This is a genomic window from Sporosarcina sp. P20a, from assembly GCF_002743175.1.
Taxonomy (GTDB): domain Bacteria; phylum Bacillota; class Bacilli; order Bacillales_A; family Planococcaceae; genus Sporosarcina.
In genome coordinates this window covers 359,171-379,576 of sequence record NZ_PDYT01000002.1, presented here as the reverse complement: position 1 = coordinate 379,576, position 20,406 = coordinate 359,171, and the positions used below count along the sequence as shown (strand labels likewise).

Genomic DNA, 20,406 nt, shown 5'->3' with positions numbered 1-20,406 from the left:
TGACAAAAAGACTGTTTTGATAATAAAATTAATATAATACAGGTCATACAGGGGGTATTTCGTTGAACGAATGGAGTAAGGATGATTTTGGATTGCGTTTAAAGGCACTGAGAGAACGTCGAGGACTATCGATGATGGCATTTGGCGCGGCAATCGGCACATCGGCTAGCCGAATTAAAGATTGGGAGCGTGGTAAGAACGCACCGTCCGCTGCATGGATCGCTAAAATTTCAGAGCGTTTTTCTGTTTCTACCGATGAGTTAATTATGGGTGAGGTAACATTTACTCCATACTTCAAAGCAACAGGTAATACAGTAGAATCACTCTATGATCGTCTTCGTGAAACGATGAATGTCGAAACCTCTGGTAAATGGCCAACAGAAATTGATGAGCTATATGCAGAAATCGACGCGGTGAATAAAGAGAAGTATCGCAGCGGAAAAGGACGTCGTTCGGCTGAAAAAGAGCTGATGGAGTTAGCTATCCGTCTTCCTAAGAAAGATGTACTAGAACTACTAGAGCTTGCTAAATATAAAAGACGTACACTATAAAACGATGTCCCTTGAAGTAATTACACTTCGAGGGGCATCGTTTTTACATAGACCTGACGTTTAAAAATATAAGTGGGATAAGCATAGAGGGTACGAAGGGATTGAAGTTCCAGTTGGCGGACGCTTTCCCATGCGCCTGCGGGAAGAGCTGAAACGAAGAACGGCTTTTGCGAGTAAAAGCGAAGCGTTAGGAGCACATCTTTGCACCTCACCGCCAACTCCCGCTTCCATCCTACTTTGATAGTGCTAGTACTTAGATCACTCACTGTAAGTGGTGAGTTATTGTTTTGTCTTAACCTCTTTAGTTTCAAGTTGTACAGTTCAAAACTCATTACAACACTTATTTTAATGCACAACAAAAAGTATCACTTACTCACATTGCAAGGGATTGGCTCGTAGGAGGGGCTCTGGGAGGATCAGTGGGACAGGTGAAACACCCAGCGAGCGAAGCGAAGGGGTGTGGTTCACCGCCCACCCTCCAGAAAGCGTCCCCTCCGAAGCGCAAATCCCCACCCCTAACACCTCGTCAACCACCCCCATTATTCCCAAATAATTAATAATCAAATAGCGTGAAATATAGGAAAATAGAAAGAAATGCGTTATGATAGAATCGTAGATAAACCCAAGGAGGATGAATTGATTGAAAGCATTCGTTCATGAAAATGGTGAGTTGCACTATACAGATATCGCCGATCCCTCAGCTGGAAACGGTGAAGTAATTGTCGCATTGAAAACGGCAGGACTCAATCGGCGTGATACTGCTATACCTAAACGACGTGGAGACGCTAAAGAACCATTGGCATTAGGCTCAGACGGCGCAGGTACGATCGAATCAATCGGAGAAGGTGTAACCGGTTGGAATGTTGGAGATGAAGTCATTATCAATCCATCACTTCGATGGTTCGAAGAAAGCGATGCGCCACCGGCTGAATTTGATATTCTAGGTATGCCGGATCATGGTACGTTTGCTGAGAAGATTTGCATTTCCTCAGAACAGCTAGAGAAAAAGCCATCACATCTTACATGGAATGAATCTGCAGTCATCGCTCTAGCAGGGCTTACAGGTTATCGAGCATTGGTGACGAGGGGCCGTATAGAAGAAGGACAAACCGTCTTTATTCCTGGAGCAGGAAGTGGAGTCGCGACCTATATGATTCAATTTGCGAAGAAAATGGGAGCGCGTGTTATCGTATCTTCAAGAAGTGAAGATAAAAGAAAACACGCAATAAAAATTGGTGCAGATGTAGCGCTTGATACGAATAGTGATTGGCCAACAGAACTAAAAGATGAACGTGTGGATCTTGTGATTGAGAGTGTGGGAAGAGCAACATTCAATCGTTCTCTTGAAATTCTTAAAAAAGGTGGTCGGATCGTAGTGTTTGGTGCAACGACAGAAGATACCGTCGAACTGAACTTACGCGAATTCTTTTATGGTCAGTATTCGTTACTAGGCACTACGATGGGAAGTCGTGAAGAATTACGGGATATGTTAGCATTAGTTGAAGAACATCAAATTCATCCTGTGATTGATTCAGTGATCCCTCTTAAAAAAGCAAATGAGGCATTTACTAAGCTAGATGACAGTGTACAATTCGGTAAAATCGTTTTGGCCATTTCGAATTAAACAATATAACCGGTATAGAAAGGCAGTGGAAGTAGTGACGAAAGAAGTAAAGACACTGACAGATTTGGAAATTGCTTCAAAAGCAACTATGCAACCAATTGAAGACATTGCAGACAAAGCAGGAATTCCATTGGATGCGCTAGAGCTATATGGTAAATACAAAGCGAAAATCAATGTAGACCTCATTCCAAAACAAACTTCACAAGCCAAAGTTATACTCGTAACTGCTACAAGTCCAACACCGGCTGGAGAAGGAAAATCGACAGTGACTGTTGGTCTTGGTGACGCACTTTCCCGTTTAGGTAAGAAAACAGTGGTTGCATTACGTGAACCTTCATTAGGACCGGTAATGGGTGTCAAAGGTGGAGCAACGGGCGGTGGCTTCTCACAAGTACTGCCTATGGAAGACATCAATCTGCACTTCACTGGAGACCTTCATGCCATTACAACGGTTAATAATGCGTTGAGCGCTATGATTGATAACCATTTGCATCAGGGGAATGTGTTACACATTGATCCTCGCCGCATTACTTGGAAACGCGTCATGGATATGAATGACCGTGCGCTTCGTCATGTGACAATTGGTTTAGGTGGGCCATCACAAGGCGTGCCACGCGAAGATGGCTTCGATATTACAGTTGCATCTGAAATCATGGCTGTATTCTGTCTGGCGACTAGTTTGCAAGACTTGAAAGAGCGCTTGTCCGATATTGTGATTGGCTATACGTATGAAAAAGAAGCTGTGACTGTGCGTGATTTAGGTGTAGAGGGTGCGTTGACGCTTCTGCTTAAAGATGCATTCAAACCCAATCTCGTCCAAACGATCGAAGGTACGCCAGCTTTAATTCACGGTGGCCCGTTTGCAAATATTGCGCATGGTTGTAATTCATTGATCGCAACGAATACAGCGCGTAATCTGGCTGACTATGTCGTGACGGAAGCAGGATTCGGATCGGATTTAGGCGCAGAAAAGTTTATGGACATTAAAGCACGCATCGGTAAATTCCAACCGGATGCAGTCGTTCTTGTGACAACAATTCGTGCGCTCAAAATGCATGGCGGAGTAGCCAAGCAGGAATTAAAAGCTGAGAATAGTCAAGCTGTAGAAAATGGTTTAGTCAATTTGGAAAAGCATGTTGAGACGATTCTATCGTTCGGAGTGCAGCCTGTCGTCGCGCTTAATCGTTTTGTAGGGGACTCCGATAATGAATTGCAGAAAGTCCAGAAGTGGTGCCAGGATCATGACGTGAAAATGGCTTTAACTGATGTCTGGCAAGACGGTGGAGCAGGCGGGGAAGCATTGGCAAAAGAAGTCCTAAAAGTGATGGAAGAGCCAAATAATTTCGCACCGATCTATGAAGTAGAGCAATCAGTAGAAGAAAAACTTACAGCGATTGTTCAAAAAGTATATGGTGGCACGGGCATCGTATTGACCGATCAAGCAAAGAAAGATTTAGCCGAAATCAAAAAGAATGGCTGGGATCTATTGCCGGTCTGTATGGCGAAGACTCAGTACTCGTTTTCCGACGATCCAAAAAAGTTAGGACGTCCGACAGACTTTTCAATTACAATCCGCAATATTTTACCGAAACTTGGTGCAGGATTCTTAGTTTGTCTAACAGGCGACATCATGACTATGCCTGGTTTACCAAAAAAACCGGCAGCACTCAATATGGATGTCGATTCGGCTGGTAATGCGAAAGGGTTAATGTAATATTCTTCCCATAGTAAAAAATAATTAGCAAAGAGCCATTACGGCTTTTTGCTTTTTTTATCAAAAGTTGATTCATAAAAAGGATGTACAGAAAGTCGTCAACATGACATTCTGTACATCCTTTTTTGTATTCGCAATAATTAAAATATCTTATGATCAACTAGCCATTCACTAACGAAATCCATGATCGACTCAATAGTCCCGTCTTCAAATGGTGATCTTAAGTGGGCTGTTGCAACGAGTTCCAAGAATGATTTACTTCCGCCCAATTGACATAGTGCCAAATAGTCTGTCCATGCTTCGTCAAAATCGTTTAGTGAGCGTTGCCAAAATTGGAGAGCACAGATTTGCGCCAAAGCATAATCAATATAATAAAACGGTACTTCATAGATATGACCTTGTCTCTGCCAAAAACCGCCGTGTTCCAAATAGGGATGTCCATCATAATCCCGATTAGGTAAATACAAGTTCTCAAGATCCTTCCATACGGCTTTGCGTTCACTTGGTGTCATTTCAGGATGGTCATAAATGCGTTGTTGAAACTCATCCACCGCCACTCCATAAGGTAAAAACAATACACTTTCAAGTAAGTGCGCATAGCGATAACGTTCTGCATCACTGCCAAAAAAGTGATCCATCCAGAACCAAGTGAAAAACTCCATACTCATGGAATGAATTTCTGCTGCTTCAGTCGTTGGCCATATATATTCAGGGATGCCAATCGAACGACTAGAATAAACTTGGAACGCATGGCCTGCTTCATGTGTCAAAACATCAATATCACCTGAAGTTCCATTAAAGTTAGAGAAGATAAACGGTGAATCATAATTTTCTATAAATGTACAATAGCCGCCAGCTTCTTTGCCCTTTTTTGCTACCAAATCCAATAAGTTTTTTCGTTTCATATAATCGAAAAAGCGTCCGGTTTCACGCGATAACTCCTGATACATTTTTTGCCCATTTTCTAAAATCCATTCAGGAGAACCTTTAGGTTGAGGGTTTCCCTCAGCGTAATGCAATGGTTCATCATAAAACTTCATCTGAGAAATGCCTATTCTTCTACTTTGCATAGCTCGAATCTTCTCGGCTAATGGCACTACATGTGTTCGAATCTGATTACGGAAGTTTTCCATCATATGTGCATCATAGCCGATTCGATCCATACGTATGTATCCGAGTTCTGTAAAGCTCTTAAATCCGAGCTTTGTAGCAATTTCATGACGTACTGCCACGAGTCGATCAAAAATCCTGTCGAAATGATCTTCGTTTGACGCATAAAAATCAGCCGTAGCAATCATAGCGTCTTTTCTAACCGTACGATCGAGTGACTCTTTAAAGGGTCCAAGTTGTGCCAATGTCAACATTTCGCCTTGGAATTCGATTTGTGCAGAAGCGACAAGGGTGGAGTATTCAGAAACTAGTTTATTTTCTTGTTGTAAAAGTGGCAAGACTTCATCAGAATATGAATGAACGGCATTCTCCGCAAGTTTAAATAGCTGTGGACCCCATCTCTCTTCCAATTGTGCTCGGAAGGGTGTGGTGATGACGGCTTGGTAATAATCGCTTTGCAAAGCTTGGAATTGTGGTCCAATCTCATCAAAATAATCCCGTTCATCTTGATAGAAGCTGTCATTCGTATCAACCGAAGAACGTATATACATGATGTTTTCTGCCGTACTGTAATCACTCGTCAACATGTTTATATGCTCCATAATTTTGGCTTGATCTTCGAATGAGTTTGCCTGCTTAAACTGTTCAAGTGCCGTCTTAAATTCTATTTGTAGTTTTTCAATATCTGGGCGAGTATACTCGTAATCTTCAAAAGTAAGCATTGTACTCCTCCTAGTTCGTATATAGTGTGACTATCCCTTCATTTTCTAGCAACCAGTAAAGAAAAGCAAACAATTAACCAAAAATGACGTTCATAAATTGCCACAATCTTATGAAATGATGTAGGATAGAGAGAGTAAACTCTAAGTGAGCGGGAAGAAGGAGAAATTTAATGCAAATTTTAAATGGTAAAGTACAAGAATTGGTCGATCCAACAGGTATTATCGATGGTCAGCGCTACGAATTTCTATTGACAGTTAAGTTCGATGAAGAAGATGAACTGTTCAATGAAGAGGGTACTGGCTTACGTTTGCTATATTCTGTGAAGGATGGCCAGCGAAAGATGTTAACATACCAATTTTATGAATTGGCAACGGAAAGTCCATTTGACGTTGAGTGGGACGAAGAAGAACAAGCGTCAGCAGAGCAATACTGCATGGAACATTTCCCTGAAATCTGAATACAAAATAGATGTTATTCTCTTTAGAATAGGGGATAATAGACTAGAGAAATATAAGTGGTACACCCCAATAGCTTTTCATTAAAGAATTAATTATAGGAGTGTTTTAAATGAATCAAGAAATAGTGGATATTACGATTATCGGCGGAGGCCCAACTGGATTATTTTCTTCATTCTACGCGGGAATGCGTGAGATGTCTGTCAAAATTATCGATAGTTTGCCACAGCTGGGCGGCCAATTGATCGAACTATATCCTGATAAATACATTTATGATGTAGGCGGATTCCCTAAAATTTTGGCGAAGGATTTGGTGGCAAACTTAGTGACACAAGCGCACTATGCAAAGCCTGAGATTTGTTTAGGTGAAGCAGCGATGTCCATCGAAAAGAAGGACGATCACTTTGTTTTAACGACGGATAAAGGACAGCATTTGACACGTACCATTTTATTGACTGCAGGAATAGGAGCTTTTCAACCGCGTAAAATCGGATTGAAAGAAGAACCTACTTTTGAAGGCAAGACATTACACTATGGTATCAAAGACTTGTCTATGTTTAAAGATCAAAATATTTGTGTTTGTGGTGGGGGAGACTCTGCACTGGACTGGGCATTAATGCTTGAAGATATCGCAAGTCAGGTAACACTTGTTCACCGTAGAGAACGTTTCACTGCGCATGAAACAAGTGTCAATCAACTGCGCGCGTCTAGTGTCAATGTTTTAACTTCGCATGCTGTAAGTGAGTTACAGGGCGACGGAGACACATTGGATAAAGTTGTACTGAAAGAAAAAGACGGTAGCGTGAAAGAACTTGAATTCGATCATGTTGTAGTTAACTACGGCAATATTTCCTCACTCGGCCCATTGAAAGACTGGGGATTAGAAATGGATCGTAATTCTATTAAGGTTAACTCTCGCATGGAGACGAATATCGAAGGCATTTATGCAGCTGGTGATGTCACAACATACGATGGCAAAGTGAAATTGATTGCGGTCGGTATGGGCGAAGCACCTGTTGCAATTAGCCACGCGAAAGCGTTCCTAGATCCGAAGGCAAAAGTACAACCGTTGCACAGCACGAGCATATTCGGTTAATAAAATAGTAAGCACCTTGTATGGAGAGTTTTTCACTGTACAAGGTGTTTTTTTACAAGGACGATAAAAGGCTATCCCGAGATAATTCTCGAGATAGCCTTTTTCATTGTGAGTCGATGATCACTTTGTCGTTTCAGAATCAGCGACTTTGACCAGTTGTTTACCTAAATTTGTTCCATCGAATAAACCAAGAAACGCATCTGGAATATTATCGAAGCCTTCAACAATCGTTTCTTCATACTTCAATTTACCTTCAGAAAGCCATGTACCTAAATCAGTTGATGCAGTAGCGAAGTCTGCCGCATAATCTCCTACGGTAAAGCCTTTCATCAAAGCACTTGTTTTGATCATCGTAGATTGAATACGAGGACCTACGTCTTGTCCTTCTTTATTGTAAGAGGAAATAGCGCCGCATAGTGCAATTCGTGCATGTTTATTAAGTAATGTGAAGACTGCATCCGTCACTTCACCGCCTACATTATCGAAATAGACATCTACACCGTCAGCTGTAGCTTTAGCTAAGTCTTCTTTGAAGCTATCTAGTTTATAATTGACTGCCTCATCAAAGCCGAGTTCATTTTTCAAGTACTCGATCTTCTCCTGGGAGCCTGCAATTCCGATTACTTTAGCACCTTTCATTTTGGCGATTTGGCCCACAACTGAACCAACTGCTCCGGCAGCGCCAGAAACGACGACTGTTTCACCTTCTTGTGGCTTACCTATATCGAGTAACCCGAAGTATGCAGTTAGGCCTGTCATGCCAAGAATACCTAAATGTGTAGTGATAGGGGCGATATTTGGATCGATTTTACGTACTTCTTTCTCAGCAGCTGCCGTATATTCTGCCCAATTCAAGTTCCCAACAACAAAATCTCCAGGTTTGAATGAATCAGAAGTAGACTTTGTAACTTCACCAACAACCCCACCGGTAATCACTTCATCTAGTTTAAAAGGCGGAATATAAGATTTTGCATCTATCATTCTTCCTCGCATGTACGGATCAACAGATACATATAGCGTACGAACAAGAACTTCATTGTCTTTTAGCTCAGGCATAGGTTTTTCTACAAAATTGAAGGCTTCCATAGTAGGCAAGCCTTTCGGTCGGTTTGCTAAATGAATTTCTCTTTGCATTTCTTGTGTCATAGTAATTCCTCCAGTTTTATCTACATTTCAACTTATCAACTAACTAATAGTAAGCTTAAGTACAAGGTTACTAGCATGCAGTATGGATGTCAATTAATTGCACTGACATGAAAAGGTCATCAGGATTCATTTAAATGAGTCGATTAATGAATATTCAATAATGATTTGAGTGGACATTTTCTTGACGTCAAAGTAGAGTAGAGACGTAGACTTTCAGAAAAATTAATGATCTAGCTGTAAAGGAGCTAACCAAATGAAAAAGGTTTTGGTTGTAGAAGATGAAAAGTCAATAGCTACTCTTTTGCAATACAACTTGGAGCAGGCAGGATACACTGTTTACATAGCCCGAGATGGTAATGCAGCAATTTCGATGACTCTTTCTGAAGAACCAGATTTACTATTGCTCGATATTATGCTGCCCGGAATGGATGGCATGGATGTATGCAAAAAACTTCGCCAGGAAAAGATTCATACACCTATTTTAATGTTGACGGCAAAAGGCGATGAATTTGATAAAGTCCTTGGACTGGAACTTGGAGCAGATGACTACTTAACAAAACCATTCAGTCCACGAGAAGTACTTGCCCGTGTGAAAGCGATCTTGCGCAGAATAGAGTTACAGGATTCTATTCAAGGAAAAGAATCGGAAGCTGAACTTAGTCATGGAAGTTTACTAGTTCATCCAGAAAGAATTGAAGCCTTTTTAGATGGAAGCCCATTAGAATTAACACCAAAAGAATTTGAACTCCTTTTATACTTAATGCGACATTCAGGAAAGGTACTACACCGCGAGCAGTTGTTAAATGCGATATGGAACTATGACTACACTGGAGATTCTAGGATCGTAGATGTTCATATCAGTCACCTGAGGGAAAAAATCGAACCCGATACAAAAAGTCCAGTCTATATTAAGACTGTCAGGGGATTTGGTTATAAATTTGAAGAAGTAACAAACTAAATACTGTAGATACATACGTAGGCTGAAGTCGAATCCATATAGGATTGCGTCTTCGGCTTTTTATTATTCCCTCTTAGGTTTTAAAAATCTAGAGTAGTATCTATTTATACAGAACCTTTACAGAACCTTTACGTTTCATCCATCACTCTTTAATATCCATTGCTTATAGTAAAGAAGCAGTAGAGAGTTATTACTAAAACGATAAATCCTAGGGGGCACAGTGATGAGGAAACGTAATCGAATAACTGTATTGGCATTTGTTTTAATTTGTACGTGGGTAATCGCGGCTTGTAGTAGTACGAAAGCGAGCGATAGTGAAAAAGAAGAAGCAAAACAAGAAACTGAACCCATCACGGCAGTAGGGTCAAGTGCACTACAACCTTTAGTAGAAGCAGCAGCACAGCAGTATTCGGCAAAAAATCCAGGGTCCGTTATTAATGTCCAAGGTGGAGGGAGCGGAACTGGTTTAAGTAAAATTAGCGAAGGTGCAGTAGATATTGGCAACTCGGATATATTCGCAGAAGAAAAAGAAGGCGTGGACGCGACGAACTTAGTCGATTATAAAGTGGCGGTTGTTGGAATGGGTCCAGTAAGTCATCCAGATACAGGCGTTGAAGACGTTACCACTGAAGAACTACTTGGAATCTTTACAGGAGAAATCAAAAACTGGAAAGAGCTTGGTGGAATCGATCAAGAGATTATTGTCATCAACCGTGCAAAAGGATCTGGGACACGGGCTACTTTTGAAACCATTGCGTTGCAAGGAAAACAACCAATCGAGGCACAAGAACAAGACTCTTCGGGGACGGTACGAAAGATTGTCAGTGAAACACCGGGAGCAATCAGCTATTTAGCATTTTCTTATTTCGATCAAACGACTACAGCTCTACAGGTTAATGGTGTTGCGCCAAACCAAGAAAACGTGGAGTCAAATACATGGGAAATTTGGGCTTACCAGCATATGTATACAAATGGAGAAGCAACAGGTCTCGCCAAGGACTTGATCGATTATATGCTTTCGGATGATGTACAAGAAACACTCCTTCCTGAAATGGACTACTTACCGGTAACGGGGATGCAAGTAGAACGAGATGCGGAAGGAACTATCACGAAAAAATGATAGAAACTTGCACTTCTCTCCACTCTTGAAAGGAGCGTACATGATGGCGAAGATGATCAAAGAGACGGAACATCCATTGTATAGAAAAAGTAATAAAATGCGTATGGAGCGAATTGGTAAATGGCTTACCTTTCTCTCAGTGGCTTTGACTGCAACCATCACTGCAGCGATTCTATTTCTAGTTTTTTCGAAAGGTGTATCTACGTTCATCATAAATGATGGAAGTGTTAAAGACTTTTTCACAGGTACGACTTGGAACCCAGCGGAAGTAAATTCCCTGGGTCAGCCTATTATTGGGGCCTTACCATTTTTAGCAGGTTCATTAGCGGTTACAGGAATATCCGCCCTAATTGCGGGACCGCTTGCCATTGGCGCAGCCATTTTCATGAGCGAGATTGCGCCAAATGCGGGCAAGAGAATCATGCAGCCAGTGATCGAGTTGTTAGTAGGTATTCCTTCCGTTGTCTATGGATTTATCGGATTAACTGTCGTCGTTCCTTTTTTACGCGGTCTATTTCCAGGTAGCGGATTTGGTATTGCTGCGGGGACTATTGTGCTATCGGTCATGATCTTACCGACAGTTACGAGTTTAGCACTGGATGCTATTCAGGCGGTGCCACGTTCATTACGCGAAGCGTCACTGGCGCTTGGTTCAACAAGATGGCAAATGATTTGTAAAGTGGTATTGAAAACAGCGAAACCCGGCTTAATGATGGCTGTCATTTTTGGAATGGCGCGAGCATTTGGTGAAGCCCTAGCTGTACAGATGGTCATTGGGAATGCTTCTGTCATCCCGCATTCATTGTTTGAACCGGCCTCTACAGTCACTAGTATTTTAACGATGGGCATGGGATATACAGTGATGGGACAAGCAGAAAATAATGCACTTTGGTCACTAGCGCTTGTACTTTTACTGATGTCGCTTTTCTTCACGATCACCGTGCGAATGATTGGAAAGGGGAAAAGTAGCTAATGTCTGCTAAAAGGAAAGATCAACTCGCCACGGCTGGATTATATGTCATTGTAGGCATCATCATTACAGTTTTGGCAGGATTGCTTGGATTTGTCTTTGTAAAAGGTATACCTCAACTTAGTTGGCAATTCATCACGTCTCCACCTCAGATTTTCAAAGAGGGTGGGGGGGTAGGACCACAACTATTTAATTCCTTTTACTTACTAGTTTTGACACTTATTATTTCGGTGCCGATTGCAATTGGGGCTGGTATTTATTTAGCGGAGTATGCAAAAGACCACTGGGTCATACGTTGTATTCGCGTACTGATTGAAGTGCTGTCTTCATTACCTTCCATAGTGGTAGGATTATTCGGATTTCTCTTCTTCGTTTTGTATATGGGATGGGGTTTTTCCATTTTATCAGGTGCCTTCGCACTTTCGGTATTCAATTTGCCATTACTCGTGCGAGTCATTGAGCAGTCTATTCATAACGTGCCGAAATCACAGCGCGAAGCAGGCTGGGCGCTTGGTTTTTCAAAATGGGAAACCATTACGACCATCATACTTCCGGCGGCACTACCTGGCATTGTGACCGGTGTCATACTGGCATCAGGAAGAGTATTCGGAGAGGCGGCCGCCTTGATTTATACAGCGGGAATGAGCACACCAATTATAGATTTCACCAATTGGAATCCGTTGTCACCAACATCTCCTTTAAATCCATTTAGACCGGCTGAAACCATGGCGGTTCACATTTGGAAAATTAATGGTGAAGGAATTATGCCGGACGCAGCGGCAATCTCTGACGGCGCGGCGGCATTATTGATCATCTCGATTTTATTCTTTAATTTCACATCACGCTTTATCGGGAACTTGTTGTTTAAAAAAATGGGTGCTAACTAAAAGGAGGATCTTTATGCAATCGGTCGCTTTACAGCCTGTCACAATGAGGACGAATAGCATTAAACTAGCTGACAGTCCCGACTTACAACACAGTTCCGTGTTACAAACTACTGATTTATCGGTATATTATGGTGGGCATTGTGCTGTGGATCAAGTCAGTCTATCATTTCCAAAACAATCCGTCACGGCATTAATCGGTCCGTCGGGCTGTGGGAAATCCACTTTTCTGCGTTCTATTAATCGGATGAATGATGATATCGACTCCTGTCGTACAAAAGGAGCGATCTATTACGAAGGGGTAGATCTGCACTCACCCCATGTAAATTTACATGAAATACGTAAACAGATTGGAATGGTATTTCAAAGACCCGTACCGTTTGCCAAATCTATTTTTAAAAACGTAGCAGCTGGACCCATGCGCTACGGAGTGAAAGATAAGAAGGAATTACAAAGAATTGTAGAAGAGAATCTGAAAAAAGCGGCACTATGGGAAGAAGTAAAAGATCAATTACATACATCTGCTTTGCGCCTTTCAGGTGGGCAGCAACAACGTCTTTGTATCGCTAGAGCACTTGCACTGCAGCCGAGCGTTTTATTACTAGATGAACCTGCATCTGCACTTGATCCAGTCTCGACAGCAAAAATCGAAGAACTGATTTCACAATTAAAAAAAGACTATACGATTGTGATCGTTACACATAATATGCAGCAAGCCGCACGGATCTCGGATGAAGTAGCATATTTTTATATGGGGCGAGTCATTGAGCATGGACCCACTGAACAAATTTTTACTAATCCACGTCATGAACAAACCGCACATTATATGAACGGACGCATTGGATAGGGGAGATTGAAATGAATGTAGTGGAAACTATCGAACAATCAGTCATACAAACAGAAAATCTGCAATTCTATTATGATACTCACCATGCACTAAAAGATATCAATCTGAAGTTTGAAGAGAAGAAAATCACTGCGCTTATAGGGCCATCAGGATGTGGAAAATCAACTTTTTTGCGGACAATGAATCGTATGAACGATTTAATTCCTGGAGTGAAGACCGAAGGAGCAATTTGGATCGGTAAAGAAAATATAACAGAATCATCTATTGATCCAGTAGAATTGCGAAAGAAGGTTGGAATGGTATTTCAACATGCATCTGTCTTTCCGGTATCGATTTATGAAAACATTGCGTATGGGCCTCGTATTCATGGAGAAAGAAATAAAAAAGTACTGGATGAAATTGTGGAAGAGAACCTGCGCGCAGCTGCTTTGTGGGACGAAGTAAAAGATCACTTAGATCAGTCTGCTACAGGACTTTCAGGCGGGCAACAGCAACGCTTAACGATCGCACGAACTTTAGCGACCAAGCCGGAGATATTATTAATGGATGAACCTACTTCAGCTCTAGATCCAATCTCTACTGCTAAAGTGGAGGAACTAATCCAAACGTTAAAAGAGCACTATACGATCATCATCGTCACGCATAATATGCAACAAGCCGCACGAATATCTGATTTCACAGCTTTCTTTCTAAATGGTGAAGTAAAAGAGTATGGACAGACAGCGGCAATATTTAATAACCCATTAAATTCTGAGACGAAAGATTATATTGCAGGCAAGTTTGGTTAAATGGTTGCAGAGCAACAAATGGAAACTAGCGTAAGTCGTTACATAATAAAGTAAAAAGCCAGCTCCTATAAGAGGATGCTGGCTGTTCATGTATTAAGAAATGGTTTCGTGCGTGCGTGCTGCTTCAATTTTTGCCATTCGTGCGTCGTATTCATCCACTGTCATATCGTGTTCCACAAAATAACGGTTACGAGGATGTGTACGGCAATCGTCTGAACAACTGCGCATATAGAAGTGCTCGTTCTCTTCTGAGCATAGAATTTTCGCATTACACTCCGGGTTTGCACAGTTTACATAGCGTTCACATGGTGTGCCGTCAAAATGATCGCGGCCTACGATGACATGTTCTACTTGGTTAATTGGAACTGCAATACGCTCATCAAATACGTAGCATTGACCGTCCCATAACTGTCCTTTTGCTTTAGGGTCTTTACCGTAAGAAACGATACCGCCGTGCAAATGGGCTACATCTTCGAATCCTTCACGTTTCAACCAGCCAGTGAACTTCTCACAACGAATCCCACCCGTACAATACGCAAGAATTTTCTTGCCTTCAAGTTGTTCTTTGTTTTCCATTACCCATTCAGGAAGATCACGGAAGTTTTCGATATCCGGGCGGATTGCGCCACGGAAATGACCTAGGTCATACTCGTAATCATTACGAGCATCTAATACAATGGTGTTTTCATCTTGCATTTGCTGTAAGAACTCTTCAGGTTCTAAATATTCACCCGTAATTTCCAACGGATTGACATCTTCAGGTAAGCTAAGATTGACAATCTCTGGACGGAAGCGAACGTGCATTTTCTTGAATGCGTGGCCATCTGTTTCATCAATTTTAAACCATACATCAGCAAAACGTGGATCAGCTTTCATATGCTCCATATACGCATCCGTTTGTTCGATTGTTCCGGAACAAGTACCGTTGATGCCTTCCACTCCTACAAGAATACGTCCTTTTAAACCAGTTTCTTTACAGAATTCCAAATGTGAAGCTGCAAACTCTTCTGGCTCTTCAATTGTTACATACTTATAAAACAATAATACTCGATAGTCTTTCTTTTCCATGTAAATTACCGCCTTCTGTTTGATCTTTGCAATAGACAACAGCCGAGATCGGTGTGTACAAAGGGATCGTGTGTCCCTTGAACCCGAATTTGCAAGAATCGGGCCCAGAATAGTATAGCATAATTTCATTTTCGAGCAAAGGATTCAAAAGTTATTTCACCTAAATGCCCTTTTTGAAAGCGAAACACAACTAAACACAACTAAACACAGCTTTGTATCATCACTAATTTGTTGTATACTAGGAGATGGAAATACTTTCATACATGTCGATTATAATTAAAGATAGCTCATTGTAAAATGTATGAGTTGAATACAGAATACTTTTTGATCGTAAAGGGTATAGTAGTTCTGTCGCTAGTAAACTGTGATGTTCAATCAGTGCTAGGCAGTGAGTAGTAAAGGAGTCCTTTCATGAAAGATTCAAATAAAAGACGTCGATCAGTATGGATCGATAGTGCGTTAATTATCACAATCATAACATTGGTGTCTATTACGCTATTATTAATAGTGAATGTAATGAAAACTAAAGATACTAGCTCTACTAAACAGGTAACACATGAAGTCATACCTGCACCGAAGCAGAAAGTGTCGGTAGAGTCGAGTACATCACCCTACCCAGGTATAAAAAATTTATCTGAGAAAGCCAATGAATCACAGTATCCTTTTGTCATTCGTTATCCGCTAACAGAGTACGATGGCTTTAATCAGCAAGTGTTAGACTCTGTAGATGAATTGAAAACGGCTTATGCCAATAAACAACAAAAGAAAAATAGAGTGTCTAAGTTAGATGTATCTTTTGAAACACTCCAGCATCTTTCGGGAAATTATTCTTTTGTTATGCAAGCTGTTACGTACTTTGCTGATCAAGATAGTCACAAGGAAATACAAACATTTCATATCAATCCTGAAACAGGGGACGAACTAACGATTGAAGATATTGTAGATCATGATCTGGAAAAGCTAAAACGAATTGCGAGTGTAGTGCGTAACGAAATATATCATAGTCCGTCACTGCAAGATGATGTGATTAAGGAAAGTGTATGGCAACCTACTGAACCAATGTGGGTAAACTATCGTAACTTCGCTTTAACAGACGATTCGTTAATTCTTTATTTTGGAACTGGTGAATTCACAAAGAAGCAAGCTGGACCGGCAACAGTAGAAATCCCACTACGAAAATTGAATTCCTTCTTAGCAAAGGAATTCCAAGTGGCGACAGAAGATAATAAGAAAGAAAAAACCATCGCTTTGACGTTTGATGATGGTCCGGATCCAAACTATACAGTCAGGATTTTAGAGACGCTCGAGAAATATAATGCAAAAGCTACATTCTTTATGCTGGGCAATAGAGTTCATTCATATCCTTCAATTGCCAAGAAGGTAGCTGAAGCTGGACATGAGATAGGTAACCATTCTTGGAATCATCCTTCCTTGACAGGGGTTACTGATGTTGCACTTCAAAGTGAAGTGAAAGGTACATCCGATATCATTGAAGCGATAACAGGACAACCTGCAACTGTTTTCAGACCTCCATATGGGGCTGTTGATGATCGAGTACGAGAAAGTACGAAATTACCTGTAGTGTTATGGAATGTGGATACATTAGACTGGGAGCATCATGATCCAGAGCTGTTATTAGAACATGTTATGGAAGCTACCCGAGCAGGAAGTATAATTTTAATGCATGATATTCATAAATCCACAGCAGATGGACTGGACGCAGTACTCGAAAATCTGCAGTCTCAAGGTTATAAATTCGTGACAGTATCTGAAATGGACGATTATTAATGTGAAGTTGTTTCATTGTTTTTGTCTAACAATGGAACAACTTTTGTTTTGTAAAGTCCTATTTACGTATAGAAGTTCATATGCTGTCCAAATAGCTGTAACATATGAAGAAAATAAGTAGTGGTGAACTATTATTAGTACAACACTGCATGATATACTAAACGGAATGAAATCATTGGGGGAACAATTAGCATGGAATGGAGAAATTTATACCGCGGTTTTTTAATGGGCATCAGTGACCTGGTTCCCGGAGTAAGTGGCGGAACGATTGCATTTATATTAGGGATCTATGATCGATTGCTTATTTCGATAAGTGGATTTTTTAGTAAAGACTGGAAGAAACATATAGGGTTTCTCCTTCCTCTTGGTATCGGAATGGGAGCGACGATCATTCTATTCAGTAAAGTGATCTCTTATTTACTGAAGCATTATCATGAACCAACTCAATACTTCTTTTTAGGATTAATTGTTGGTGTCATTCCATTTGTTTCAAAGCAAGCAGGACTGAGAAAGAACTTTAAATTTCATCATATTTTATTGATGGTAGTAGTGGCAGCAGCATTAGCTTCTACAGCTTTTATGAATCCTATTGATCCCATTACGATTACACATTTAACAGTGAAAAATACCGTTATCCTTTTCCTATCGGGCTGGGCAGGTAGTATGGCGATGCTGTTACCAGGTGTCAGTGGATCATTTATTCTACTATTGTTAGGCGTTTATGCCTCAGTCATTACGGCAATTTCAGACTTTAACATACCAATTATCATCGCGACGGGTTGTGGAATAGTCTTTGGGTTTGTAATTAGCAGTAAATTAATACGCTACCTTCTTGCCAATTTCCATACCGGAATGTTTGCCATCATCATGGGATTAATCATCGGTTCGATTTTTGTGATTTACCCTGGCATGCCTGAAAGTGGTACGCCGTTTGTCATGAGTGTTATCGCCATCGTCCTTGGCCTTTTAATTGCCAATATATTAAATGGTGTAGGGGATAAAGCGTAAAATACAAAAACCGCTTGGAGATTTGCTCCAAGCGGTTTTTCATATAATTTTATTGTTCTACAATTGTTGTTGTATTTTCAATATCTACGTCCGCCATCGGAATATCCAATGCTTTCGCTACACCTTCACCGTATTTCGGGTCTGCTAAGTAACAGTGACGAATATGCTTGATTTTGATCTCTTTCGGAGCGTCACCCATATTCCGTGCAGTGTTCTCAAATAAACGCTGTTGCTCTTCTAAGTTCAAAATATTGAACAACTTACCAGGCTGTGTGAAGTAATCATCGTCATCTTCACGGAAGTCCCAGTGATCTGCGTCGCCGTGAATTTTTAGCGGTGGCTCTTTGAAGTCTGGTTGTTCTTGCCACTCACCATAGCTGTTTGGCTCGTAGTGAGTAGTAGAGCCCATATTGCCATCCACACGCATTGCACCATCGCGGTGGAAACTATGGAACGGACATTTTGGTGCGTTAACAGGAATCTGGTGGTGATTGACACCTAGACGATAACGTTGCGCATCGCCATAAGAGAATAGACGAGCTTGTAACATTTTATCAGGTGAGAATCCAATGCCTGGAACGACTGCTGCTGGAGTAAAGGCAGCTTGTTCTACTTCTGCAAAGTAGTTTTCAGGATTGCGATTTAATTCGAATTCACCGACTTCGATTAATGGGAAGTCTTTTTTATACCAAACTTTTGTTAAGTCGAATGGATTGTATGGCATTTCCATTGCTTGTTCTTCTGTCATCACTTGAATGTACATTTTCCATTTAGGAAAATTGCCATTGTCGATATTAGTTAGCAAGTCGCGTTGTGAACTTTCACGATCTGATGCAACTGTTGCTGCAGCCTCTTCATCTGTCATGTTTTCAATACCTTGCTGGGAACGGAAGTGGAACTTCACCCAGTGGCGTTCATTGTTTTCATTAATCATACTGAATGTATGGCTACCGAAACCGTGCATTTCACGGAATGAACGAGGAATACCACGGTCGCTCATGACAATAGTGATTTGGTGTAATGCTTCAGGAAGTCCAGTCCAGAAATCCCAGTTGTTTTTCGGGCTACGTAAGTTTGTACGTGGATCACGTTTTACGGCATGATTCAAGTCAGGGAATTGCAATGGATCACGGAAGAAGAATACAGGCGTATTGTTTCCGACCATGTCCCAGTTACCTTCTTCAGTATAGAACTTCAAAGAAAATCCGCGGATATCGCGCTCTGCATCTGCTGCACCACGTTCGCCTGCAACAGTGGAGAAGCGTGCGAACATCTCAGTCTGTTTACCAATCTCTGAAAATAACTTTGCTTTCGTATACTTTGTAATATCATGCGTTACAGTGAAAGTACCGTAGGCTCCAGATCCTTTTGCGTGCATACGACGTTCAGGAATCACTTCACGGTCGAAGTGCGCTAGTTTTTCAAGTAACCATACATCTTGTAATAGAAGTGGACCTCTTGGACCCGCTGACATAGAGTTTTGGTTATCAACTACAGGTGCACCCGCAGCAGTCGTCAATTTTCTTTTTTGAGAATTATTATCATTGTTATTCAAAATACATTCCTCCTCAGTTGTTGGTTAGTAACCTATGAATACTATTATATCAAAGCTTAATCAAAAAATAAAGCCTTATTTATAATTATTATCAATTAATAATAACTACTAATAAGTACAGGTTATTATGTACTGTATATTTATCATAATTTGTCGCCAACTAATTGTCTAGAAATACGATTTATATTAAGTATAATTGTAGAATGATGTATAATAATGATAGAAAATGTTTCGCATAGAAAGGATATCGATATATGAGCACTATGAAAAAATGGTTTCTTTATGCCATTGTACTAAGCTGTTTATCAGTGGTATTAGTCGCATGCAATGATAAAGAAGAAACAGCACCACCAGAGAAAACACCCGAACTGACTCCTGAAACTCCAGAAGAAGAGGAAGTCATCGTTGCAGCAGTGGATGATGAAGAGTTATATCAAAAAGTAGTGAGTCAGCTAGAACAGGTGGGTTTAACAGTAAGCGAACCAGATGAAGCTGCGATTGATATGTTCAGAGCGGAAAGTGGCATGGTATTAACGATCAATGGAGACGCATTACTTCCATTACATCTCTATAAACTAGATCCCTCTGACAAGCGCCTTGATATAGTTGAAGAAACCGGCAATCTTCCTGTGTATATCGGCAGTAAGACCGAGCAGTTGGCCGTAAAGAATGTAGATCACTTCATTATATATCTCCACAAAGGACATCCTGATTATGATGAGATTATGAAAATAATAGATAACATCTAATTAAAACGACTGGCTTCCTATTTTAAAGGGGGAGCTGGTCGTTTTTTTACATTGGAGGATTATCGTATTGTAAGGAGGCATAGTGAATTTACAAATGATCATAGTAACGTCTTAACCGCTCAAAGCTTTCGTCAATCGCTCATAGTTCTTGCATACCCGCTCTATGGCATGTTCTAACCGCTCATACCTACGAAACACCCGCTCTATAATACTCGTTACCCGCTCAATTTAGTCCTCTTCCTAATAATAGAA

At 40.9% G+C, this 20,406-nt stretch carries 18 protein-coding genes; 14 read left to right on the top strand and 4 right to left on the bottom strand.

Going from position 1 to position 20,406, the window contains the following annotated elements; translation table 11 throughout:
• The first annotated feature begins 62 nt into the window (after positions 1–62).
• The 3 genes from CSV72_RS05250 to CSV72_RS05235 all read left to right on the top strand — a co-directional run bounded on the left by CSV72_RS05250 (position 63) and on the right by CSV72_RS05235 (position 3,889).
• Positions 63–551 carry a helix-turn-helix domain-containing protein gene (locus CSV72_RS05250; protein ID WP_158232157.1) on the top strand — a complete coding sequence of 163 codons (489 nt, stop codon included), beginning with the start codon at positions 63–65 and terminating at the stop codon, positions 549–551.
• A 640-nt stretch (positions 552–1,191) separates the two neighbouring features.
• A complete protein-coding gene (locus tag CSV72_RS05240) occupies positions 1,192–2,175 on the top strand; it encodes a zinc-binding dehydrogenase (protein WP_099677437.1) in 984 nt (327 codons plus the stop codon).
• 34 nt (positions 2,176–2,209) lie between these two features.
• Positions 2,210–3,889: a formate--tetrahydrofolate ligase gene (locus CSV72_RS05235; RefSeq protein ID WP_255407582.1), complete on the top strand. Its 1,680-nt coding sequence runs from the start codon at positions 2,210–2,212 to the stop codon at positions 3,887–3,889.
• A gap of 140 nt (positions 3,890–4,029) precedes the next feature.
• On the opposite strand, the gene CSV72_RS05230 is transcribed toward CSV72_RS05235, so the two are convergent.
• Positions 4,030–5,721 (bottom strand): M3 family oligoendopeptidase, encoded by a 1,692-nt coding sequence (locus tag CSV72_RS05230; protein ID WP_099677435.1) that lies wholly within the window; start codon positions 5,719–5,721, stop codon positions 4,030–4,032.
• Positions 5,722–5,891: 170 nt separating this feature from the next.
• On the opposite strand from CSV72_RS05230, the gene CSV72_RS05225 reads away from it, so the two are divergent.
• Both CSV72_RS05225 and CSV72_RS05220 read left to right on the top strand, forming a co-directional pair.
• A complete protein-coding gene (locus tag CSV72_RS05225) occupies positions 5,892–6,179 on the top strand; it encodes a DUF6509 family protein (RefSeq protein ID WP_099677434.1) in 288 nt (95 codons plus the stop codon).
• Between the two features lie 110 nt (positions 6,180–6,289).
• Positions 6,290–7,273, top strand: a complete 984-nt coding sequence (locus tag CSV72_RS05220) for an NAD(P)/FAD-dependent oxidoreductase (protein WP_099677433.1) — start codon at positions 6,290–6,292, stop codon at positions 7,271–7,273.
• A 120-nt stretch (positions 7,274–7,393) separates the two neighbouring features.
• Here CSV72_RS05220 and CSV72_RS05215 read toward each other — a convergent pair whose 3' ends face one another.
• On the bottom strand, positions 7,394–8,419 hold the full coding sequence (locus tag CSV72_RS05215) for an NADP-dependent oxidoreductase (protein WP_233191081.1): 1,026 nt from the start codon (positions 8,417–8,419) through the stop codon (positions 7,394–7,396).
• 253 nt (positions 8,420–8,672) lie between these two features.
• Between CSV72_RS05215 and CSV72_RS05210 the strand changes: the two genes are divergently transcribed.
• From CSV72_RS05210 to pstB (CSV72_RS05185), 6 genes are all read left to right on the top strand, one after another.
• Entirely contained in the window at positions 8,673–9,377 is a 705-nt protein-coding gene (locus CSV72_RS05210) for a response regulator transcription factor (RefSeq protein ID WP_099677432.1), read from the top strand.
• 223 nt (positions 9,378–9,600) lie between these two features.
• Entirely contained in the window at positions 9,601–10,497 is an 897-nt protein-coding gene (locus CSV72_RS05205) for a phosphate ABC transporter substrate-binding protein PstS family protein (protein WP_099677431.1), read from the top strand.
• 40 nt (positions 10,498–10,537) lie between these two features.
• On the top strand, positions 10,538–11,470 hold the full coding sequence (pstC, locus tag CSV72_RS05200; RefSeq protein WP_199170062.1) for a phosphate ABC transporter permease subunit PstC: 933 nt from the start codon (positions 10,538–10,540) through the stop codon (positions 11,468–11,470).
• Positions 11,470–12,354, top strand: a complete 885-nt coding sequence (pstA, locus tag CSV72_RS05195; RefSeq protein ID WP_099677429.1) for a phosphate ABC transporter permease PstA — start codon at positions 11,470–11,472, stop codon at positions 12,352–12,354. The genes pstC and pstA overlap by 1 nt, the downstream gene beginning before the upstream one ends.
• A 43-nt stretch (positions 12,355–12,397) precedes the next feature.
• Positions 12,398–13,198: a phosphate ABC transporter ATP-binding protein PstB gene (gene pstB / locus CSV72_RS05190; protein WP_199170061.1), complete on the top strand. Its 801-nt coding sequence runs from the start codon at positions 12,398–12,400 to the stop codon at positions 13,196–13,198.
• 11 nt (positions 13,199–13,209) lie between these two features.
• Complete coding sequence (pstB, locus tag CSV72_RS05185) at positions 13,210–13,986, top strand: phosphate ABC transporter ATP-binding protein PstB (protein WP_099677427.1); 777 nt, start codon at positions 13,210–13,212, stop codon at positions 13,984–13,986.
• Positions 13,987–14,079: 93 nt separating this feature from the next.
• Here pstB (CSV72_RS05185) and trhO read toward each other — a convergent pair whose 3' ends face one another.
• Entirely contained in the window at positions 14,080–15,054 is a 975-nt protein-coding gene (trhO, locus tag CSV72_RS05180; RefSeq protein ID WP_099677426.1) for an oxygen-dependent tRNA uridine(34) hydroxylase TrhO, read from the bottom strand.
• Positions 15,055–15,465: 411 nt separating this feature from the next.
• Here trhO and CSV72_RS05175 point away from each other — a divergent pair, with 411 nt between their 5' ends.
• Together CSV72_RS05175 and CSV72_RS05170 are read left to right on the top strand one after the other, a co-directional pair.
• Positions 15,466–16,842 (top strand): polysaccharide deacetylase family protein, encoded by a 1,377-nt coding sequence (locus CSV72_RS05175; RefSeq protein WP_099677425.1) that lies wholly within the window; start codon positions 15,466–15,468, stop codon positions 16,840–16,842.
• Between the two features lie 192 nt (positions 16,843–17,034).
• The gene (locus CSV72_RS05170; protein WP_099677424.1) at positions 17,035–17,850 is read left to right on the top strand and encodes a DUF368 domain-containing protein; all 816 of its coding nucleotides are present in this window, start codon (positions 17,035–17,037) and stop codon (positions 17,848–17,850) included.
• Between the two features lie 49 nt (positions 17,851–17,899).
• Here the strand turns inward: CSV72_RS05170 and CSV72_RS05165 are convergent, their stop codons facing one another.
• Positions 17,900–19,324 (bottom strand): catalase, encoded by a 1,425-nt coding sequence (locus tag CSV72_RS05165; protein ID WP_233191091.1) that lies wholly within the window; start codon positions 19,322–19,324, stop codon positions 17,900–17,902.
• A 335-nt stretch (positions 19,325–19,659) separates the two neighbouring features.
• Here CSV72_RS05165 and CSV72_RS05160 point away from each other — a divergent pair, with 335 nt between their 5' ends.
• A complete protein-coding gene (locus tag CSV72_RS05160) occupies positions 19,660–20,154 on the top strand; it encodes a hypothetical protein (protein ID WP_099677422.1) in 495 nt (164 codons plus the stop codon).
• The last annotated feature ends 252 nt before the right edge of the window (positions 20,155–20,406 follow it).

Excerpts from the sequence above, each read along its gene's own strand:
- pstB (WP_099677427.1), top strand. The coding sequence starts at position 13,210 with ATGAATGTAGTGGAAACTATCGAACAATCAGTCATACAAACAGAAAAT.
- CSV72_RS05215 (WP_233191081.1), bottom strand. The coding sequence starts at position 8,419 with ATGACACAAGAAATGCAAAGAGAAATTCATTTAGCAAACCGACCGAAA.
- CSV72_RS05170 (WP_099677424.1), top strand. The coding sequence starts at position 17,035 with ATGGAATGGAGAAATTTATACCGCGGTTTTTTAATGGGCATCAGTGAC.
- pstC (WP_199170062.1), top strand. The coding sequence starts at position 10,538 with ATGATGGCGAAGATGATCAAAGAGACGGAACATCCATTGTATAGAAAA.
- CSV72_RS05220 (WP_099677433.1), top strand. The coding sequence starts at position 6,290 with ATGAATCAAGAAATAGTGGATATTACGATTATCGGCGGAGGCCCAACT.
- CSV72_RS05175 (WP_099677425.1), top strand. The coding sequence starts at position 15,466 with ATGAAAGATTCAAATAAAAGACGTCGATCAGTATGGATCGATAGTGCG.
- pstB (WP_199170061.1), top strand. The coding sequence starts at position 12,398 with ATGAGGACGAATAGCATTAAACTAGCTGACAGTCCCGACTTACAACAC.
- CSV72_RS05165 (WP_233191091.1), bottom strand. The coding sequence starts at position 19,324 with ATGTCAGCGGGTCCAAGAGGTCCACTTCTATTACAAGATGTATGGTTA.
- CSV72_RS05225 (WP_099677434.1), top strand. The coding sequence starts at position 5,892 with ATGCAAATTTTAAATGGTAAAGTACAAGAATTGGTCGATCCAACAGGT.
- CSV72_RS05230 (WP_099677435.1), bottom strand. The coding sequence starts at position 5,721 with ATGCTTACTTTTGAAGATTACGAGTATACTCGCCCAGATATTGAAAAA.
- CSV72_RS05210 (WP_099677432.1), top strand. The coding sequence starts at position 8,673 with ATGAAAAAGGTTTTGGTTGTAGAAGATGAAAAGTCAATAGCTACTCTT.
- trhO (WP_099677426.1), bottom strand. The coding sequence starts at position 15,054 with ATGGAAAAGAAAGACTATCGAGTATTATTGTTTTATAAGTATGTAACA.
- CSV72_RS05205 (WP_099677431.1), top strand. The coding sequence starts at position 9,601 with ATGAGGAAACGTAATCGAATAACTGTATTGGCATTTGTTTTAATTTGT.
- CSV72_RS05160 (WP_099677422.1), top strand. The coding sequence starts at position 19,660 with ATGAGCACTATGAAAAAATGGTTTCTTTATGCCATTGTACTAAGCTGT.
- pstA (WP_099677429.1), top strand. The coding sequence starts at position 11,470 with ATGTCTGCTAAAAGGAAAGATCAACTCGCCACGGCTGGATTATATGTC.